A 16,343-nucleotide genomic window follows, 5' to 3' on the forward strand; every position below is an offset into this window, starting at 1 on the left:
CAATCGGGCCCTGCGCCCGGAATTCGGAGTTCGGCCATGAACGCAGAGGCCAATACGCGTAACCTGTTATCCCGGCGCAAGCCCGGCTTCTCGCTGGAGCAAGCGTTTTACAGCGATCCGGAAATCTTCTCTCTGGATATTCAGGAAATCTTTTGTCGCGATTGGCTTTACACCGTTCCGGCCTGCGCTCTGCCGAAAACCGGCAGCTATGTCACGCATCGGATCGGCGCCTATGGAATTGTCATTATCCGAGGTCAGGATGGCGTGATCCGGGCGTTTCACAACACCTGTCGGCATCGCGGTTCAATAATTTGCAAGGCTGCTTCGGGTCACGTGCCGAAACTGGTCTGCCCCTACCACCAATGGACCTACGAGCTGGATGGGAAATTACTCTGGGCGCGGGATATGGGTCCGGATTTCGACGCGTCGAAATATGGCCTCAAGCCGATCCATTGCCGGGAACTGGCCGGGTTGGTTTACATCTGCCTTGCGGATCAGGCACCGGATTTCGACGCCTTCGCGACACTGGCCGAGCCTTATCTCGCGCCGCACGATCTTTCCGATGCCAAGATCGCGTATCAAAGTACGATTGTCGAGGAAGGCAACTGGAAGCTGGTCTGGGAAAACAACCGTGAATGCTACCATTGCGGCGGCAATCATCCGGCGCTTTGCCGTACCTTCCCGGATGATCCGGCCGTTACCGGCGTCGAAGAGGGAGAAACGCCGCCAGCGCTTGCAGCCCATTTCGACCGCTGCGAAAAAGCAAATCTTCCGTCGCGCTTTCACATTGACACCGCGGGGCAATATCGCCTGGCGCGCATGCCCCTGAAAGTCGGCGCGAAAAGTTATACGATGTCGGGTGACATCGCGGTCCGGCGTCGCCTTGGTCGCGTGCCTTTCGATGACGCGGGTTCTCTGCTCAAGTTCCACTACCCGACGACGTGGAACCATTTCCTTCCGGATCACTCGATCACTTTCCGTGTGACGCCGATCGGACCGCAGCAGACCGAAGTTCAGACAACATGGCTGGTCCACAAGGACGCGGTCGAAGGTGTCGATTACGATCTGGAAAAACTGACCGAGGTCTGGGTTGCAACCAATGACGAAGATCGCCGCGTTGTCGAAGACAACCAAATCGGCATAAATTCGCCTTCCTACGAACCCGGCCCCTATTCAAGCATCCAGGAAACCGGCGTCAACCAATTCGTTAACTGGTATTGCAACACACTGGGGTCGCGCCTTGATCCCGTCCGACTGGCAGCGGAGTAGATAATGGCAAAGGATTCAATCGCTCCCGCCTATTGGGATGGGCAGGAAATGCTGGAATGCGTATCGGTCATCCCTGAGGCGCCGAACGTGTCCACCTTCTGTTTTGTCGCACCGTCCGGGGCCACGTTCGACTATCTGCCGGGGCAATTCCTGACATTGGAACTGCCGGTACCGGGTGGCCCGCTGCACCGGACCTACACGATTTCCTCCTCGCCCTCGCGCCCCGTGTCGATCACGGTTACGGTAAAGGCGCAGCCCGGCTCTGTCGGAACGCAGTGGATGCGCGACAACCTGCGCCCCGGGATGCGGCTCAAGGCCATCGGCCCTGCCGGTAACTTTACGTCACACCATCACCCTGCCGATAAGTTTCTTTTCATTTCGGCCGGGTCCGGCATCACCCCGATGATGTCTATGCTAACCTACATGTATGATATCGGCCGTATCCCGGATGTCGTGTTCATAAATTGCGCCAAACGTCCTTCGGACATTGTCTTTCGGCAGCGACTGGAACATATCGCCAGCCGCATCGACGGGATCGAATTGAGATGGGTCGTCGAAGAAGGTGACCGCTATCAACCGTGGACAGGCTATCAGGGCACGTTCAACCAGTTGATGCTGGGTCTCATGGCGCCAGACTACCTTGAACGCGAAGTGTTCTGCTGCGGCCCAGAACCATTCATGCAAGCGGTTCGTGAAGCACTGACGGGTCTGGGCTTTGATATGGCCCATTACCATCAGGAAAGCTTTCACCCATCGCTCGCAGAGGAAGCCAAGGATGCCACAGCGGATGACGTCATTCCCGATGACGCGGCACTGGCCGAGATCGAATTTTCCCTGTCCGGCGTCACGCAGAAATGCAACGAGACCGACACGATCCTGTCAACGGCCCGCGCTGCCGGGCTGAACATCCCCTCTGGCTGTACCTTCGGCGTCTGCGGGACCTGCAAGATCAAGAAGCGGTCGGGTCAGGTCCATATGGTGCATAACGGTGGCATCACCGACGAGGATATCGAGGACGGATACGTGCTTGCTTGCTGTTCCCATCCCATAGGCCGTGTAGAGGTCGAAATCTGATATATCCCCTCAGCCTGAGCTGCTGTGAACGTGGCTCAGGCTAACCAATTCTAAAGACTGCGCACGTAGCCTTGTTTCAACTGTGAAACAGGGTTGGATGGGCAGAATGCCACGACTTTTCAAGGCTTTGATCGTTCGCCAGATTCGTCAGGCGCGGTTGGCTTTCCCGAACTTGCTGATGCTTGGTCTTGGCTGGGCAGTCCTGGGCATCACCAGTGTCAGTGCCGCAATCCCGCCGGATCGGATTTGCGATCAAGCTGCCGCAATCGCCGCACGCGCTCACCAGGTCCCGCTTGACGTCATGCAGGCCATTACGCGAACCGAAACCGGAAGGGGCGGCAAGGACGGGCTGCACCCCTGGCCCTGGACCGTGAACATGGAAGGGGCGGGTCGCTGGTTTGACAACCGGGAACAGGCGCGCGCCTTTGCCTACAAGCATTTCGACCGCGGCGCGCGCAGCTTTGATGTCGGGTGCTTCCAGATCAACTACAAATGGCACGGAACAGCATTTCGAACGATCGACGAGATGTTCGATCCCGTGCTGAACGCCAAATATGCCGCCCGGTTCCTGAAAGAACTGTTTTCGGAATACGGCGACTGGACGAAAGCGGCGGGGGCCTATCACTCTCGCACGCCCCACTACGCCCGTATCTACGAAGCCAGGTTCAAACGCATCCGTGCGGGAATTTCCGGCCATAGCGATGATGCGATCCTGCGCAGGTACAGCACCTTCGGACCGCCCCAAAGTCTTGATATCAAGACCGGGCTGCAATCCGGCCCGATGTTCGGCGGCGGCGCAACCCGTATGGGGTCCTTGGTGCCCCTGAACAATACGCCCGCCCCTATTAAGAATAGCCGTTTTTCCATTTTCCAGGATTGATCCGTGCCAAAGTTTTCCACTGAAAACCTCTTTAGTCCAACCGTCCTGCTCGCGCTCGCGCTGATGGCCGTTATTATCATGATGATCCTTCCAATGCCGGCCTGGGTGCTGGACGTCGGACTTGCCGCCTCTTTCGGCCTCGCCATCCTGATCTTCACTGTAACGCTCTTTATCGGGCGTCCGCTGGATTTTTCGGCCTTCCCGACTGTCCTGCTTGCGTCCCTGATGCTGCGACTATCGCTTAACATTTCTTCGACGAAACTGATCATCGGACAGGGACATACCGGTCCTGGTGCGGCCGGTGACGTGATCGAAGGATTTGCCAGTTTTATCATGGGCGGTAGTGTTTTTCTGGGCCTTGTTGTCTTTGGCGTTCTGCTAATCGTGAATTTCATGGTCATCACAAAGGGTGCCGCCCGCATGGCCGAAGTGGGCGCGCGATTTGCGCTCGACGGCATGCCCGGCAAGCAGCTTGCCATCGATGCAGATATGTCCGCCGGTGCCATCGATCACAAAGAAGCCAAGGCGCGGCGCGAGCTTGAGCAACAGGAAACGACATTTTTCGGATCGCTCGACGGCGCGTCGAAATTCGTCAAGGGCGACGCGATCGCGGGTCTGCTGATCACCTTGCTGAATATCATCATGGGCCTGATCATGGGCATCATTGTGCATGGCATGCCGATCGGGCAGGCCTTTGAAACCTATGCGATCCTGACCGTCGGGGACGGTCTGGTCTCGCAGATTCCCGCGGTCGTGATCTCGATTGCCTCTGCCCTGCTCCTCGCCCGTGGCGGCACGACGGGGGCCACCGATCTCGCGCTTTTTGACCAGCTGGGGAAATATCCCGCCGCGCTTGGCACGGTGGCAGTGCTCATGGCCTTGTTCGCGCTTGTGCCGGGTCTTCCTTTTCTGCCTTTCATTCTGGGTGGCGCCGTACTTGGGTTTGCCGCGTGGAAGATGCGGCAACGCGAAGAGAAGGAAGAACAAGAGGCCTCTGAAGAAAATCGAAGGCAGGAGGCACCAAGGGCCAAGGGCCTTGGCGACGTTCTGGACCTCGATGACGTTCACGTGGAATTTGCCCCCGATCTGGTAGGCATGGTTCTGGATTCAGGAACCGGTCTGGATACGCGTATCGCCAACATGCGCACCCACGTGGCGACGGTCTACGGTCTGATCCTTCCGGACATCCGTCTGACCGACCAGCCCGAGCTGCAACTGGGCGAATATGTCATCCGCGTTCAGGGGGTTGAGCAGGTCCGGGGGATGTTGCATCCGGATCTTGTCCTAGCCTTGATGCCCGACGGGAACGAAGGCCTGCCCTCAGGCAAGGACGTTTCCGAACCGGTTTACGGTGCGCCAGCGCGCTGGATTTCGCCCAAGGATCAGGAAACCGCCGCGATGAGCGGCGCCACGATTGTCAGCCCGCCTGAAATCCTCGCGACGCATCTGCTTGAAACGATCAAACAGAACTTTGCGCGACTGCTGACACTCAAGTCGTTGCGCCGCTTGCTGCACGAAATGACCCGTTTATCAGACGCCTCCCGCGCTGAAGCGAACAGAAAGCTTCTTGACGAACTCATTCCGGACAAGGTGCCGATCGATTGTCTGCACAGTGTACTGCGCCTGCTCCTCGAAGAGCGCGTCTCGATTCGTAACTTGCCTCTTATCCTCGAGACACTGGCCGAAGGCCGGCAGCAGACGACCCAGCCCGAAGTGCTCTGCGAACTCGTCAGGCAACGTCTCGGGTTCCAACTGGTTGCCGAGATGAAACGACCGGACGGCACCATACCACTGGTTCAGCTTGCCCCGGAATGGGAGGAAACCTTTTCCGCCTATCAGGTCGAAACGCGCAATGGCGGTTATGACATCGCCTTGCCGCCCGAACTGTTTAACAAGCTCGCGGAAGGCGTAACGAAAAGGATGAACGAAACCGCGGAAAAGGGCCTGTATCCCGCGGTGGTCACCTCGACCCGAAGGCGTCGTTTCCTGCAAACGATCATGCGCGCGCGCGGTATTTCCAACCCGGTGCTTTCCTTCGATGAAATCGGACTGGAAGCGCAACCTTCACTGGTCGGGGTAATCGCTGCATGATGGAAATCCTGCCGGAATTGCAAAGCAGGTTGACTGAATTGTACTGGCACGGATTTGCCGTTTTCCTTCGCGTTGCCGCCCTCTCCTCGCTCTTGCCAGCGTTCGGCGAGCGGACCGTGCCAATGCGGATCAAGCTGGTGATCGCACTCATGTTCACCATGATCGTGGCGCCGGCGGTTCCCATGATCGGCCAGCCGGCGGATCTTATTATTCTTGGTCTTCTTGTACTGAGCGAAACAATCATCGGCCTCGCGCTGGGAATTGCAGTCCGGCTTTTCGTTCTCGCCCTGCAAACCGCCGGCTCTATTGCCGCTCAGGCGACCTCGCTTGCCCAGATTCTTGGCGGCGCTGCCGTAGAACCGATTCCGGCAATCGGATACGTGCTCGTCATTGCAGGTCTCGCGCTTGCGGTCATGTCTGGTCTGCACGTTCAGGCAGCCGAGTACCTGATTTACTCCTACGAAATCTTCCCCGTCGGTGAATTTCCCACAGCCTCGATACTGGCAGAATGGGGTATCGCTCGCATTCCGCATGCGTTCTCGCTCGCCTTTGCCCTTGCTGCCCCCTTCGTGATCATTTCGTTGATCTATAACCTGACACTGGGCGTGATAAACCGCGCCATGCCACAGCTCATGGTCGCCTTTGTCGGGGCCCCGGTCATCACCTTCGGCGGGCTGTTCCTGCTGTTCGTCTGCTCTCCGATGCTGCTGCAGATCTGGACGGATAGTCTCGCCAGGTTTTTTGCGAATCCGATGGAAATCGTAAGATGAGCGGTGGACAAGACGACAACGAGAAATCCCACGAACCGACCGAGCAGAAACTCCTGAAGGCCCGGGAAAAGGGAGAAGTTGCGCGGTCGACGGATCTTTCGGTTGCGGCAGCCTATGCCGGGATCCTTGTGGCGGCGGTGGCAGTAGGAGCACAATCGCTGCAGGCCATGGGTTCGGTATTCGTTGTCATGGTCGATCAATCTCATGAATTGGCGGATCTGATTTTCAGAGGCAGCCCTCGTCCGCTCATGGGAGGTTTTCTCTGGCAAATGGCGATTTCCGCCGCGCCATGGTTCGTTGTTCCGACCGCCGTCGTGCTCTTGTCGATCCTCGCCCAACGTGCCTTGGTGTTCGCCCCTAGCAAACTTAAGCCAAAGATCTCGCGCATTTCGATCATTTCGAACGCGAAGAACAAGTTTGGCCGAAGCGGGCTTTTTGAATTCTTCAAGAGCTTTATAAAGCTGCTGCTCTACTCGGCATGCCTTGCTCTCTTCATCAAGGCTCATTTACCTGAGATCGTTGGCAGCATCGCCGCAGCGCCACGCCAGGTCGTTGCGTTGCTGGCCGAGCTTTGCGTGCAATTCATGCTGATCGCCCTGTTGATTGCGAGCGGGCTGGGCATCATCGATGCGCTCTGGCAACACAAGGAACACAGACGCAAGAACATGATGTCCCGCAAGGAACTGACTGACGAGGCGAAAGAGGCCGAAGGCGACCCGTATATCAAGCAGCAGAGAAGAATGCGCGGCCAGACCATCGCCATGTCCCAGATGATGGCGGCCGTGCCCGAGGCGGACGTGATCATCGTCAATCCGACGCATTTTGCGGTGGCGCTCAAATGGGATCGCAAACCAACGAGCGCTCCGGTCTGCGTCGCCAAGGGGGTGGACGAAATGGCAGCATCCATCCGCGAGAAAGCACAGGAGTGCGGCGTCCCCGTTCATAGTGACCCGCCAACCGCACGGGCCCTGCACGCGGTCACCGAAGTCGGCGAGGAAATTCAACACGAGTTCTTCGGCCCGGTCGCAGTCGCGATCAGGTTTGCCGAAGATATGCGCCGAAAGGCACGCGAACGAATGTCATGAGTCGAAAACAACTGAAAGATCTGCATGTTGTCGCCCAGCTTCGCTTTTTGCAGGAATACGCCAAGATCAGCGACATCCTTCGCGATGAGGCGCAGATCCGCGAACAGCTGATGCGTCTGGAACAGAAATCCCGGCAGGTAGAAGCACCTGCAGACGCGATCCAGACCATGAGCATCGTAGGGGCGGACATCCTTTGGCAATCATGGGTATCGCGCTCCCGCCGCCAGCTGAACATGGAACTCGCGCAGGTCCTAGCAAGGAAGTCAGATGCGATCGCGGGCTTCCGAAAGGCTTTCGGCAAGCGGGAAGCGGTGGAACAGATGTTGCAAATGGAAAAGGACGACTGGAAAAAGCAACAGATGCGCAAGTTTTACGATCGCCTGATGTCCGGCAGCTAGGAAAGCTACATTTCCTGGCGGGCGATTTCGGTTATCAGAACATCGCGAATGACGCTTCCCATCTCTTTCTGAGCCACTTCCCGTAGAGCGTTCCGCAGCAGTTCCATATTTTCGAATTTTGTAAAGCTGCCCCGAAACCCGCCCATGTTTGCGTGATCGAAAAACACTCTGAGAAACAGATCTCGCAGTTTCGGTTCCCGTGCGTAGATGGCTGAGCCCTGGTCGGGATCGGATTCAATGCTGAGCGAAATCACCACCATCGCTGCCACGCGGTCATCCTTGATAAGCGGGACCACGAACTGGTTGGGTATACGCGTGTATTCGGAGTCACTTTCGGGCTCTTCGGGTTCCTTAACGGGCGCCGTATGCGCCTCGTCCGTCCCGCTTGGCCCAAGGAACATCGCCGCCCCGATTCCCGCTCCGAGGCCGACGAGAAGAAAAACAAGCGGTATAAGTTTTCCCATCACAGCCTCCCTCAGAACGGCAGGACAGCGTCAAGGATCTGCTGACCATAGCGCGGTTGCTGAACATCGGTTATCTGGCCCCGTCCTCCGTAGGACACGCGGGCAGACGCGATCTTGTCATAGGTAATTTCGTTCTGCCGCGAGATATCCTCAGGCCGCACGTAACCGGACACAAGCAATTCGCGGATCTCGAAATTCACGCGCAGTTCCTGAGACCCGTTAATCGACAAGACCCCGTTTGGAAGAACATCAATGATCGTGGCCGCAACCCGAAGCGTCAGTTTTTCGTTTCGCTTCACTGATCCCTGACCCGATGTTTGGGTGCCCGAGCTCAAATCGACCGCATTCCCGAGTGTAGCGCCTTCGGGCAGTTTCTCATCAACCCTCTGCGGCAGCCCAAGCAGCTGTGGAATGCCCAAGGATTCCGAGGCATTGCGCGATCGCGAGGTTCCGTTTGAAATTTCGGCCTTTTCATCGATTTCAATGACAACCGTCAGGATATCGCCTTTCTTGATGGCACGACGATCACCCAAAAGGCTTTCGCGTTCCCGGCTCCAGAGCGAGGCCCGATCCACGGTGCGCACGGTCTGGGTCGTAAGCGGCAGTCCTGGCCACAACATGGCCACATGTTCGGGCGTTTCCTTATTTGCGGAGAAACTTGGGGGACGTCCGAGATGATCGACACGGCCGCAGGCGCCGAACACGATCAGGCCGATAAGTATGAGAAAACTGGTACCAACATTTAAACGCATTACCTGACCTCGATTGTACCGTCCGACATGACATAACCGGTGACTGTTGAACGTGACGAAAGGTTCATCACGCGCAGGGTTTCCCCGGCCGCCGCGCGGTCAAGCGCGCGCCCTTCGGTCACGATATGCAGACCACCGGTGGAATAAATGAGGGGCACGATTTCATTGCGCGAAATCAAAGCCGGTGGACCAATGTCTTTACCGTAGACCGGGCGCCCCGCGTACAGCGACACCCGCGCCTCCATGCCGACAACATCCGCCATGCGTCCGAGAGCACCGGGCACATCTGCATTTTTGACGATGACGTCCTGGGCGGTGATGATTTCCTTTGCCCGGATGGTTCTCACCGGGACGAGTACCTCAGCCACGGCAGGCGCGCCGGCCAGAAGAAGGAGAAGCGCGAAATAGTTCATCAGCGAACCTGCGTCGTCGCCGCAAGCATCTGGTCGGCAGCCGTGATGACCTTGGCGTTCATCTCATACCCGCGCTGCGCTTCGATCAGTTCGGTAATCTCGCGCACTGCATCGACCGAACTGGCTTCAAGATAGCCCTGGCGTACTGTCCCAAGACCGTCTTCGCCCGGAGAGGATACCTGTGCTGCACCGGAAGCTTCGGTTTCGAGGAACATGTTGCTGCCAATCGCTTCCAGTCCCTTGGCATTCGTAAAGCTCGCTAGGGTAAACTGGCCCAAGAGCTGGCCCTCGCCATTGTCGGTAAAATAGGCGTAGACCTCTCCATCGCCATTTATAGAAATGCTGCGCGCATCCGCGGGAATGGTGATATCCGGCGCGACCGGGTAGCCTTCGTTGGTGACGATCAGCCCGTCGGCGGAACGCTTGAAACTCCCGTCGCGCGTAAAGGCCGACTGCCCGGATGGAAGTGTAACTTCGAAAAAGCCGTTCCCCTCGATCGCCATGTCAAGATCGGCCTGCGTGGCTTCCAGCGATCCCTGCTCGAGATGGACGCTTATCGCAGAAGGCCGGACACCAAGCCCAAGCTGCACGCCGGTTGGCACGACCGTACCATCGGCGGCGTTGATCGTGCCGGCCCGGGTGACCTGCTGGTAATGCAGATCGGCGAATTCGGCACGGCGCGCGTTGTAGCCCGTCGTGCTCATATTGGCGAGGTTGTTCGAAATCGTCTCGACGCGCATCTGCTGAGCGCTCATTCCTGTGGCGGCGATTTTCAAGGCGCGCATCGTAGGTCTCCTTTATGTTCTGATCAGGGTCTTGATGGCCGTGCGAACCCGTTCATCCTCGGCCTGCAGAAAGCTCTGGCCCATTTCATAGGCGCGCTGCACTTCGACCATTCGGGTAATCTGCAGCATGGGGTTCACGTTCGAACCTTCCAGAAAGCCCTGAAGCAGACGCGCATCATCGGCCGGCTCCACCCCCCCGGTGGTTTCGAACATCACGCCATCCTGGCGCTGCATGTCGAGAGGGTCGGAAGGCAGGTAGATCCCGATCTGTCCAAGCGGTTGACCATCGGCGCTGAGCGTCCCGTCAGCGGCCACGGCGATCTGGGTTCCGGGCGGCACAAAGACCGGCGCACCACCGGCGCCCAGAACCGGATGCCCGTCCGGCGTGACAAGATCACCATTCGCGTTCGGCGTGAAGCTTCCGGCGCGGGTAAGTCTTTCGCCAGCCGGGGTTTCAACCAAGAAAAACCCATCGCCTTCGATGGCAAAGTCGAAACTGCCATTCGTTTGCGTGAGCGTGCCCTGCTCCATCGAGGTATTACGGACCTGGGCACGCGACATCGAAAGCGAAGGCTGGCGGGCAGCCGACTTTATGTATTCCGAGAATACAATGCCTTCCTGCCTGAACCCGGTAGTCCCCGAATTGGCGATGTTATTCGCGATGATGCGCATTTCATTCATCAGCCCTGACTGGCGCGACAGGGTGACATAGGCGGTGGCGTCCATCAGGAACCTCCTGCAATGAGCGGTATGACGTGCCCTTCAAAGAAGGCGACAAGCGTTTCCGTCATGAAATCCATCGTGATCCAGAAAACGATCACGATCGCTGCCAGTTTTGGCACGAAAGTCAGCGTCATTTCCTGAATGGAAGTCAGCGCCTGGAACAGGCCGATGGCCAGCCCGGTTACGAGTGCTATGGACAGGATCGGCGTCGAGATGATCACCGCCGTCCACAACCCCTGCCGAAGCGTGTCAAACAAAACGCCTTCGTCCAGCATGTTACACCGGCATCCGGAGAATTTCCTGATATGCCTCGACGACCTTGTTCCGAACCGTGACCGCGGTTTCGACCGCCAGTTCCGTCTGTGCAAGCGCCTGTACGAGGGCGTGAGGATCCACGCTGCCGGTCATGCTGCCCATGGCCGCTTGTTCGCCCGCGCGGAGCGTTTCGGCAAATTCCTTTCCAACCGCCTGAAGCGATTGCATCATGCCCGGACCATTCTCTCCCGGTTCGGTCGCGGGTCGCGCCGAGGCATAGCTTTTCACGGCAGATAAACTGCGGATATCCATTCTGGTTCTCCTTTATTTGCGCAAAAGGTCCATCAACCCGGAAGACATCTGCCGGGTCTGATCAAACATTTTCAGGTTGGCTTCGTAACTGCGCTGCGCTTCGCGCGCGTCAGCGATTTCTATCATCAGGTTGACGTTCGACCCCTCAAAGTGGCCGGTTTCATCGGCGAGCGGATGCGAGGGATCAAAGACTTTCTCCAGATCGCTCTGGTCAAGCTGCACGCGCCCGACAGAAACAAGTGCCGGACCGCCGAGCATCTCGCTCTCGACTTCGAAAGGTACGGTTTTGCGGCGGTAACCCGGCGTGTCGGCGTTGGAAATGTTTTCTGAAACATGCCGCAAGCGGGTGGCCTGCGCGCGTAGACCCGCAGATGAAACGGCAATAGCATCTGAAAAATCACTCATGAACTGGTTCACCCTCTTCCAAGACTGGTACGCAGAATGCTGAGACCGCTCCGGTAGATCGCGAGCGCCCTGTCATGTGAGCGCTTTGCATCGACAGCTTTCATCATCTCCATTTCGACCGAAACGGAGTTGCCATTGGGTTCGGCGATTGCATCCGGGTCTTCGATGACACGGATCATGCCGGGCTGCCGGTCTGCATCAAAATGCCCCGGACGTGTGGCGCGCATGCTGTCGCCACGCTCCAATTGATAGGTGCTGGAGAAATCGGGCACGTCCTTTGCCGCGTAACCCGGCGTATCCGCATTCGATACGTTCTGGGCGATCACGGCCTGCCGTTTCCCAGCATGGGCTGCCATCGCAAAAGCTGTTTTAAAGACATTCAAGTCAGAGAACATCGGGGCTTCTCCCTCGATCAATTTCAATCAAGGCTTAACCCCGATTCCTTTAGAAACCGTTTTCAGGAAACTGAGGGAATTGCGCGATGGATGAGCTGTTTACGGCTTTGCACGACAGTATTTCGGAACTGTCTTTATGGCGTACGATCGGGCGCGTTACCTCGATTTCTGGCGGGTTGGTGCATGTTTCGGGTCTTTCTGAAGAGGTTCGCATCGGCGATCGCATAGAGCTCCGCCGCAAATCAGGGGTCCCACTCATCGGGGAAGTGCTTCAAATTGATGGTAAATCCATCGGAATTTTGCCTGACATGGCACCCGAAGGCCTTGCGGTGAATGACCGGGTCGCTCCCTTGCCCCAAGCCGTTTTTACGCCGAGCGAGCGTTGGATCGGGCGGATTGTCGATCCCTTTGGCGCCCCGATCGACGGTGATCCGCTTTTGCGAGGACCCAAGGCGCTCGACATCATGAACCCGCCGCCGCCTGCCGTATCGAGACGCCCTCTGGGCGGGCGCCTGAACACCGGTATCGCGGTGCTCAACACGATCCTGCCCATTGTGGAAGGTCAAAGACTGGGGCTGTTCGCCGGCTCGGGTGTCGGCAAATCCCGGCTGCTTGGCCAGCTTGCTCGAAACATGGAGGCGGATGTTGTCGTGGTCGCCCTGATCGGAGAGCGCGGGCGCGAGGTCAACGATTTTGTCACGCGGGTACTTGGGGAAGAAGGAATGCGCCGGGCGGTCGTGATTGCCGCGACCTCGGATCAGTCGGCATTGACGCGCCGCCGCTGCGCATGGTCGGCAATGACGGTCGCCGAATATTTCCGGGACAAGGGAAAGAACGTTCTGTTACTGGCCGATTCCATCACGCGATTTGCCGAAGCGCACCGCGAAATCGCGGTCGCTTCTGGTGAAACGCCCGCGCTCAGAGGATTTCCCCCGTCGGTGAACCCGGTGATAACAGCGCTGTGCGAACGGGCAGGACCGGGCACGGTCGACCAAGGGTCGATCACGGCAATCTTCAGCGTACTGGTTGCCGGATCGGACATGGACGAACCGATTGCCGACATTCTCCGCGGTGTTCTGGACGGCCATATCGTGCTGGATCGCGATATTGCCGAGCGCGGTCGTTTTCCCGCGATCAATGTCGGCAAGTCCGTATCGAGAAGCCTGCCGGACGCGGCAAACGAGGCTGAAAACAGGATAATCGCCAACGCGCGCAAGCTGCTTGGCGCCTATGAACAGTCCGAGGTCATGATCAAGGCAGGGCTCTACGCTTCGGGCGCGGACCCGGTTCTGGACAGTGCCGTGAAGGTCTGGCCGGAACTGGATGCTTACTTCTCCAAGGCGGAAACCGGTGAAATCAGGGACAGCTTCAACCGGCTCGACCTGTTGCTTCGGCGCGCAATGGGACCGGGAGAGAAAGCATCGTGACCCCTCCCCCGGTCGCTGCACCGTGACTATGTGTTAGCGTTGCAAAGAGCGACCCCGGATCATGCCGCCAGTTCAAGCCGCGTCTTGCATATGGACAGCGCCGCCCGCGCCGCCTCTCGGCCTTTTTCCACGAAATGCTCGCGATAGATGGCATTGTGGTGGTCAGTCTCTTGATAGTGGTGGGGTGTCAGCGAAACCGAGAGAACCGGCACGCCGCTGTCCAGACCGGCCCGCATAAGACCATCGACAACGGCCTGAGCGACGAAATCATGCCGATAGATCCCCCCGTCGACAACGAAAGCGGCGCAAGCAACCGCGCCGTAGCGCCCCGATAGCGCGAGGTCACGCGCGACCAGCGGCATCTCGAAAGCGCCGGGAACGTCATAGACATCGACCTGCGCTACGGGAATGAGCTCAAGAAATCCGTCAAGCGCGCGGTCGACGATATCAGCATGCCAATTGGCTTTGACGAAAGCGAAACGGGTGTGTGTCATCATCATCTCCTTTAGGTTCGACACGTCACCCAAGGCGATCACGGGCAGGCATACCGCAAAGGCGGTACGCTGCACGTCCTCTTTCATCCGGACTGTAACCGTCGGCCCCGGCCTCGCACCGGATCTGCTGACCACCGGAAAGCTCCGGTGCGCTCGCGGGCTCGCGGATTTGACACCGTATACCGCCGGTGGGGAATTGCACCCCGCCCTGAGAACAGGGCAATCATTGCCAATGCAGAAGACAAAGCGCAAGACTGCAAGAGCTACAAATCAAGGTTTCAAATGCACCCAAATCCGGTCTTCCACACCGCCGACTCGACCCGAAACCTCGCCTTCGCGCGGGAACGTGCTTTTGGCGTCCTGAGCGTGAATGGCGCCGATGCCCCCCTTATCAGCCATGTACCCTTTATGCTTTCAGATGATGGAAAGAGCCTCGATCTGCATCTGGTACGCTCCAATCCCATCGCGCGCGCTTTGAAATCTCCGTTGGCGGCGGTGATGGCGATCAGCGGTCCAGACAGCTATCTCTCGCCAGACTGGTACGGCATCGACGATCAGGTACCGACGTGGAATTACATCGCCGTGCATCTACGAGGCACCCTCTCCGCCCTACCTCCCGAAGAGATGCGCAACATGCTCGACCGGCAATCGGCCTTGTTCGAAGAACGGTTGTTGCCAAAAACGCCTTGGAAGACCAACAAGATGCCAATGGATTTGCTCGACAAGCTGATGCGGTCGATCATTCCCTGCCGGATGCAGATCGAGTCCGTCGATGGCACTTGGAAGTTGAGCCAGAACAAGACAGATCTGGCCCGCGAGCACGCGGCGGATCATATGGACAGCTACGGTTTCGGCGCGGATCATCGCCTGCTGGCCGCGCTTATGCGCTCTGCATAGACAGGCTGTTGCGCCTTGCATAGGGTGACGCCAAACACGTCAGAAACGGGAGCCGTTACGTGAAACTCTTTTACAGCCCGACCTCGCCCTACGTCCGCAAGGTCATGATCGTACTACATGAAACCGGCCAACTTGACGATGTGACGCTGGAAACGGTGGCAACCACACCGATCGCACCGGCAAGCGAGTTGCTGGGAAAGACACCCCTGACGAAAGTCCCCGCGCTGGAACGTCCCGATGGGCCCGCGCTTTTCGACAGCCGCGTGATCTGCGCCTATCTCGATGATCGAGCAAATGGCGGGCTTTATCCGCAAGGTAACGGGCGTTGGGATGCGATGACACTGGAAGCGATGGCCGACGGAATTCTCGATGCGGCACTGGCCATGACTTATGAGGGCCGTCTGCGCCCCGAGGAAAAACGCTGGGATGAATGGGTCGAAGGCCAATGGGGCAAGATCGAGCGCGCCTGTGCCGCGCTGAACGGCCGCTGGATGAGCCACCTTGCCGGGCCATTCGGCATCGGCCATATCGCGGTTGCCTGCGCGCTGGGTTACATTGATTTTCGGCACGATGCCCGCAACTGGCGCAAGGGAAATGATGCGCTGGCGAAATGGGTCGAAAGCGTCGAATCGCGCCCCAGCGTCGCCGCCACTCGCCCGCCAGAGGGCTGAACGCAGCGCAACGAGGTGAAATCACGGGCGCGTGAAGCAAGGCCAACTTGTGTTTTTTTTGCGGTTTTGCAACCCCATGCGACGTCCTGCGCGGCTTTGACCGCTGGACGAACCTTTTTGACCTCGCTAGACACGCCAAATGAGGGGCCGTATTCCGTGCGGTCCACACGCATGTTTGCCCCCAGCGGGCGCTGGAATTGGAGAAAACCTCGTGTCCCACGCAGACGATCACGAAGGCACCCGGAGAGATTTCCTGTATTACGCAACGGCTGGTGCCGGTGCCGTAACAGCAGGCGCCGCGATCTGGCCACTGGTCAATCAGATGAACCCTTCTGCCGACGTTCAGGCCCTTTCATCGATCTATGTCGATCTGAGCGGCGTTGAGACCGGCACCCAGATCACCGTCAAGTTTCTTGGTAAACCCGTGTTCATCCGTCGCCGGACCGAGGCCGAAATCGAAGCCGCCCGCGAAGTCGACGTGAGCGCGCTGCCCGATCCGAATGCCGAAAACGCGAATATCTCGGGCGAAGCACCGGCAACCGACGAAAACCGCGCGCTGGACGAAACCGGCGAATGGCTGGTGATGATGGGTGTCTGCACCCACCTCGGCTGTGTGCCGCTGGGCGATGGCGCTGGCGACTTTGGCGGCTGGTTCTGCCCCTGCCACGGGTCGCACTACGACACTGCCGGCCGCATCCGCAAAGGGCCCGCGCCGCGCAACCTGCCAATTCCGATCGTCGAATTCACCGACGAATCGACGATCAAACTGGGATAAGGGGAGGA

Annotated in this window: 21 protein-coding genes and 1 riboswitch; of the genes, 11 read left to right on the forward strand and 10 right to left on the reverse strand. The window is 58.3% G+C overall.

Going from position 1 to position 16,343, the window contains the following annotated elements:
- Window positions 1–36 precede the first annotated feature (36 nt).
- The 7 genes from MF268_RS15660 (at window position 37) to MF268_RS15690 (ending at window position 7,567) form a co-directional block, all read left to right on the forward strand.
- Complete coding sequence (locus MF268_RS15660; RefSeq protein WP_238371804.1) at window positions 37–1,269, forward strand: aromatic ring-hydroxylating oxygenase subunit alpha; 1,233 nt, start codon at window positions 37–39, stop codon at window positions 1,267–1,269.
- Between the two features lie 3 nt (window positions 1,270–1,272).
- Window positions 1,273–2,343 carry an FAD-binding oxidoreductase gene (locus MF268_RS15665; RefSeq protein ID WP_238371805.1) on the forward strand — a complete coding sequence of 357 codons (1,071 nt, stop codon included), beginning with the start codon at window positions 1,273–1,275 and terminating at the stop codon, window positions 2,341–2,343.
- A 106-nt stretch (window positions 2,344–2,449) separates the two neighbouring features.
- Complete coding sequence (locus tag MF268_RS15670; protein WP_337926804.1) at window positions 2,450–3,223, forward strand: lytic transglycosylase domain-containing protein; 774 nt, start codon at window positions 2,450–2,452, stop codon at window positions 3,221–3,223.
- 63 nt (window positions 3,224–3,286) lie between these two features.
- Window positions 3,287–5,314: a flagellar biosynthesis protein FlhA gene (gene flhA, locus MF268_RS15675; protein WP_238371923.1), complete on the forward strand. Its 2,028-nt coding sequence runs from the start codon at window positions 3,287–3,289 to the stop codon at window positions 5,312–5,314.
- Window positions 5,311–6,084, forward strand: coding sequence for a flagellar biosynthetic protein FliR (locus tag MF268_RS15680; RefSeq protein WP_238371806.1), 774 nt, complete (start codon window positions 5,311–5,313; stop codon window positions 6,082–6,084). Before flhA ends, MF268_RS15680 begins: the two co-directional genes overlap by 4 nt.
- On the forward strand, window positions 6,081–7,169 hold the full coding sequence (locus tag MF268_RS15685) for an EscU/YscU/HrcU family type III secretion system export apparatus switch protein (RefSeq protein ID WP_238371807.1): 1,089 nt from the start codon (window positions 6,081–6,083) through the stop codon (window positions 7,167–7,169). Before MF268_RS15680 ends, MF268_RS15685 begins: the two co-directional genes overlap by 4 nt.
- Window positions 7,166–7,567: a hypothetical protein gene (locus MF268_RS15690; protein WP_238371808.1), complete on the forward strand. Its 402-nt coding sequence runs from the start codon at window positions 7,166–7,168 to the stop codon at window positions 7,565–7,567. The genes MF268_RS15685 and MF268_RS15690 overlap by 4 nt, the downstream gene beginning before the upstream one ends.
- A gap of 5 nt (window positions 7,568–7,572) precedes the next feature.
- On the opposite strand, the gene MF268_RS15695 is transcribed toward MF268_RS15690, so the two are convergent.
- Genes MF268_RS15695 through MF268_RS15735 form a run of 9 tightly spaced genes read right to left on the reverse strand, consistent with a single transcriptional unit; the run spans window position 7,573 to window position 12,071 of the window.
- The gene (locus MF268_RS15695) at window positions 7,573–8,031 is read right to left on the reverse strand and encodes a flagellar basal body-associated FliL family protein (protein ID WP_238371809.1); all 459 of its coding nucleotides are present in this window, start codon (window positions 8,029–8,031) and stop codon (window positions 7,573–7,575) included.
- A gap of 11 nt (window positions 8,032–8,042) precedes the next feature.
- Window positions 8,043–8,783 (reverse strand): flagellar basal body L-ring protein FlgH, encoded by a 741-nt coding sequence (flgH, locus tag MF268_RS15700; protein WP_238371810.1) that lies wholly within the window; start codon window positions 8,781–8,783, stop codon window positions 8,043–8,045.
- On the reverse strand, window positions 8,783–9,196 hold the full coding sequence (flgA, locus tag MF268_RS15705) for a flagellar basal body P-ring formation chaperone FlgA (protein ID WP_238371811.1): 414 nt from the start codon (window positions 9,194–9,196) through the stop codon (window positions 8,783–8,785). The genes flgH and flgA overlap by 1 nt, the downstream gene beginning before the upstream one ends.
- The gene (flgG, locus tag MF268_RS15710) at window positions 9,196–9,981 is read right to left on the reverse strand and encodes a flagellar basal-body rod protein FlgG (RefSeq protein ID WP_238371812.1); all 786 of its coding nucleotides are present in this window, start codon (window positions 9,979–9,981) and stop codon (window positions 9,196–9,198) included. Before flgG ends, flgA begins: the two co-directional genes overlap by 1 nt.
- Window positions 9,982–9,993: 12 nt before the next feature.
- The gene (locus MF268_RS15715) at window positions 9,994–10,707 is read right to left on the reverse strand and encodes a flagellar hook-basal body complex protein (protein WP_238371813.1); all 714 of its coding nucleotides are present in this window, start codon (window positions 10,705–10,707) and stop codon (window positions 9,994–9,996) included.
- On the reverse strand, window positions 10,707–10,979 hold the full coding sequence (locus tag MF268_RS15720; RefSeq protein WP_238371814.1) for a flagellar biosynthetic protein FliQ: 273 nt from the start codon (window positions 10,977–10,979) through the stop codon (window positions 10,707–10,709). The genes MF268_RS15715 and MF268_RS15720 overlap by 1 nt, the downstream gene beginning before the upstream one ends.
- 1 nt (window position 10,980) lies before the next feature.
- Window positions 10,981–11,271: a flagellar hook-basal body complex protein FliE gene (gene fliE, locus MF268_RS15725; RefSeq protein WP_238371815.1), complete on the reverse strand. Its 291-nt coding sequence runs from the start codon at window positions 11,269–11,271 to the stop codon at window positions 10,981–10,983.
- A 12-nt stretch (window positions 11,272–11,283) separates the two neighbouring features.
- A complete protein-coding gene (gene flgC, locus MF268_RS15730; protein WP_238371816.1) occupies window positions 11,284–11,676 on the reverse strand; it encodes a flagellar basal body rod protein FlgC in 393 nt (130 codons plus the stop codon).
- An 8-nt stretch (window positions 11,677–11,684) separates the two neighbouring features.
- Complete coding sequence (locus tag MF268_RS15735) at window positions 11,685–12,071, reverse strand: FlgB family protein (protein ID WP_238371817.1); 387 nt, start codon at window positions 12,069–12,071, stop codon at window positions 11,685–11,687.
- Window positions 12,072–12,157: 86 nt separating this feature from the next.
- Between MF268_RS15735 and MF268_RS15740 the strand changes: the two genes are divergently transcribed.
- Window positions 12,158–13,498, forward strand: coding sequence for a FliI/YscN family ATPase (locus tag MF268_RS15740; protein WP_238371818.1), 1,341 nt, complete (start codon window positions 12,158–12,160; stop codon window positions 13,496–13,498).
- Window positions 13,499–13,557: 59 nt separating this feature from the next.
- Here MF268_RS15740 and MF268_RS15745 read toward each other — a convergent pair whose 3' ends face one another.
- On the reverse strand, window positions 13,558–13,992 hold the full coding sequence (locus MF268_RS15745; RefSeq protein ID WP_238371924.1) for a 6,7-dimethyl-8-ribityllumazine synthase: 435 nt from the start codon (window positions 13,990–13,992) through the stop codon (window positions 13,558–13,560).
- A gap of 71 nt (window positions 13,993–14,063) precedes the next feature.
- Window positions 14,064–14,212: riboswitch (FMN riboswitch) on the reverse strand.
- 62 nt (window positions 14,213–14,274) lie between these two features.
- Between MF268_RS15745 and MF268_RS15750 the strand changes: the two genes are divergently transcribed.
- The 3 genes from MF268_RS15750 to petA all read left to right on the forward strand — a co-directional run bounded on the left by MF268_RS15750 (window position 14,275) and on the right by petA (window position 16,335).
- Window positions 14,275–14,889, forward strand: a complete 615-nt coding sequence (locus MF268_RS15750; RefSeq protein ID WP_238371819.1) for an FMN-binding negative transcriptional regulator — start codon at window positions 14,275–14,277, stop codon at window positions 14,887–14,889.
- A 59-nt stretch (window positions 14,890–14,948) separates the two neighbouring features.
- Window positions 14,949–15,560: a glutathione S-transferase gene (locus tag MF268_RS15755; RefSeq protein WP_238371820.1), complete on the forward strand. Its 612-nt coding sequence runs from the start codon at window positions 14,949–14,951 to the stop codon at window positions 15,558–15,560.
- 211 nt (window positions 15,561–15,771) lie between these two features.
- Window positions 15,772–16,335, forward strand: a complete 564-nt coding sequence (petA, locus tag MF268_RS15760; protein ID WP_238371821.1) for a ubiquinol-cytochrome c reductase iron-sulfur subunit — start codon at window positions 15,772–15,774, stop codon at window positions 16,333–16,335.
- Window positions 16,336–16,343: the final 8 nt, after the last annotated feature.

It is taken from the genome of Heliomarina baculiformis (assembly GCF_019966545.1).
GTDB lineage: Bacteria > Pseudomonadota > Alphaproteobacteria > Rhodobacterales > Rhodobacteraceae > Heliomarina > Heliomarina baculiformis.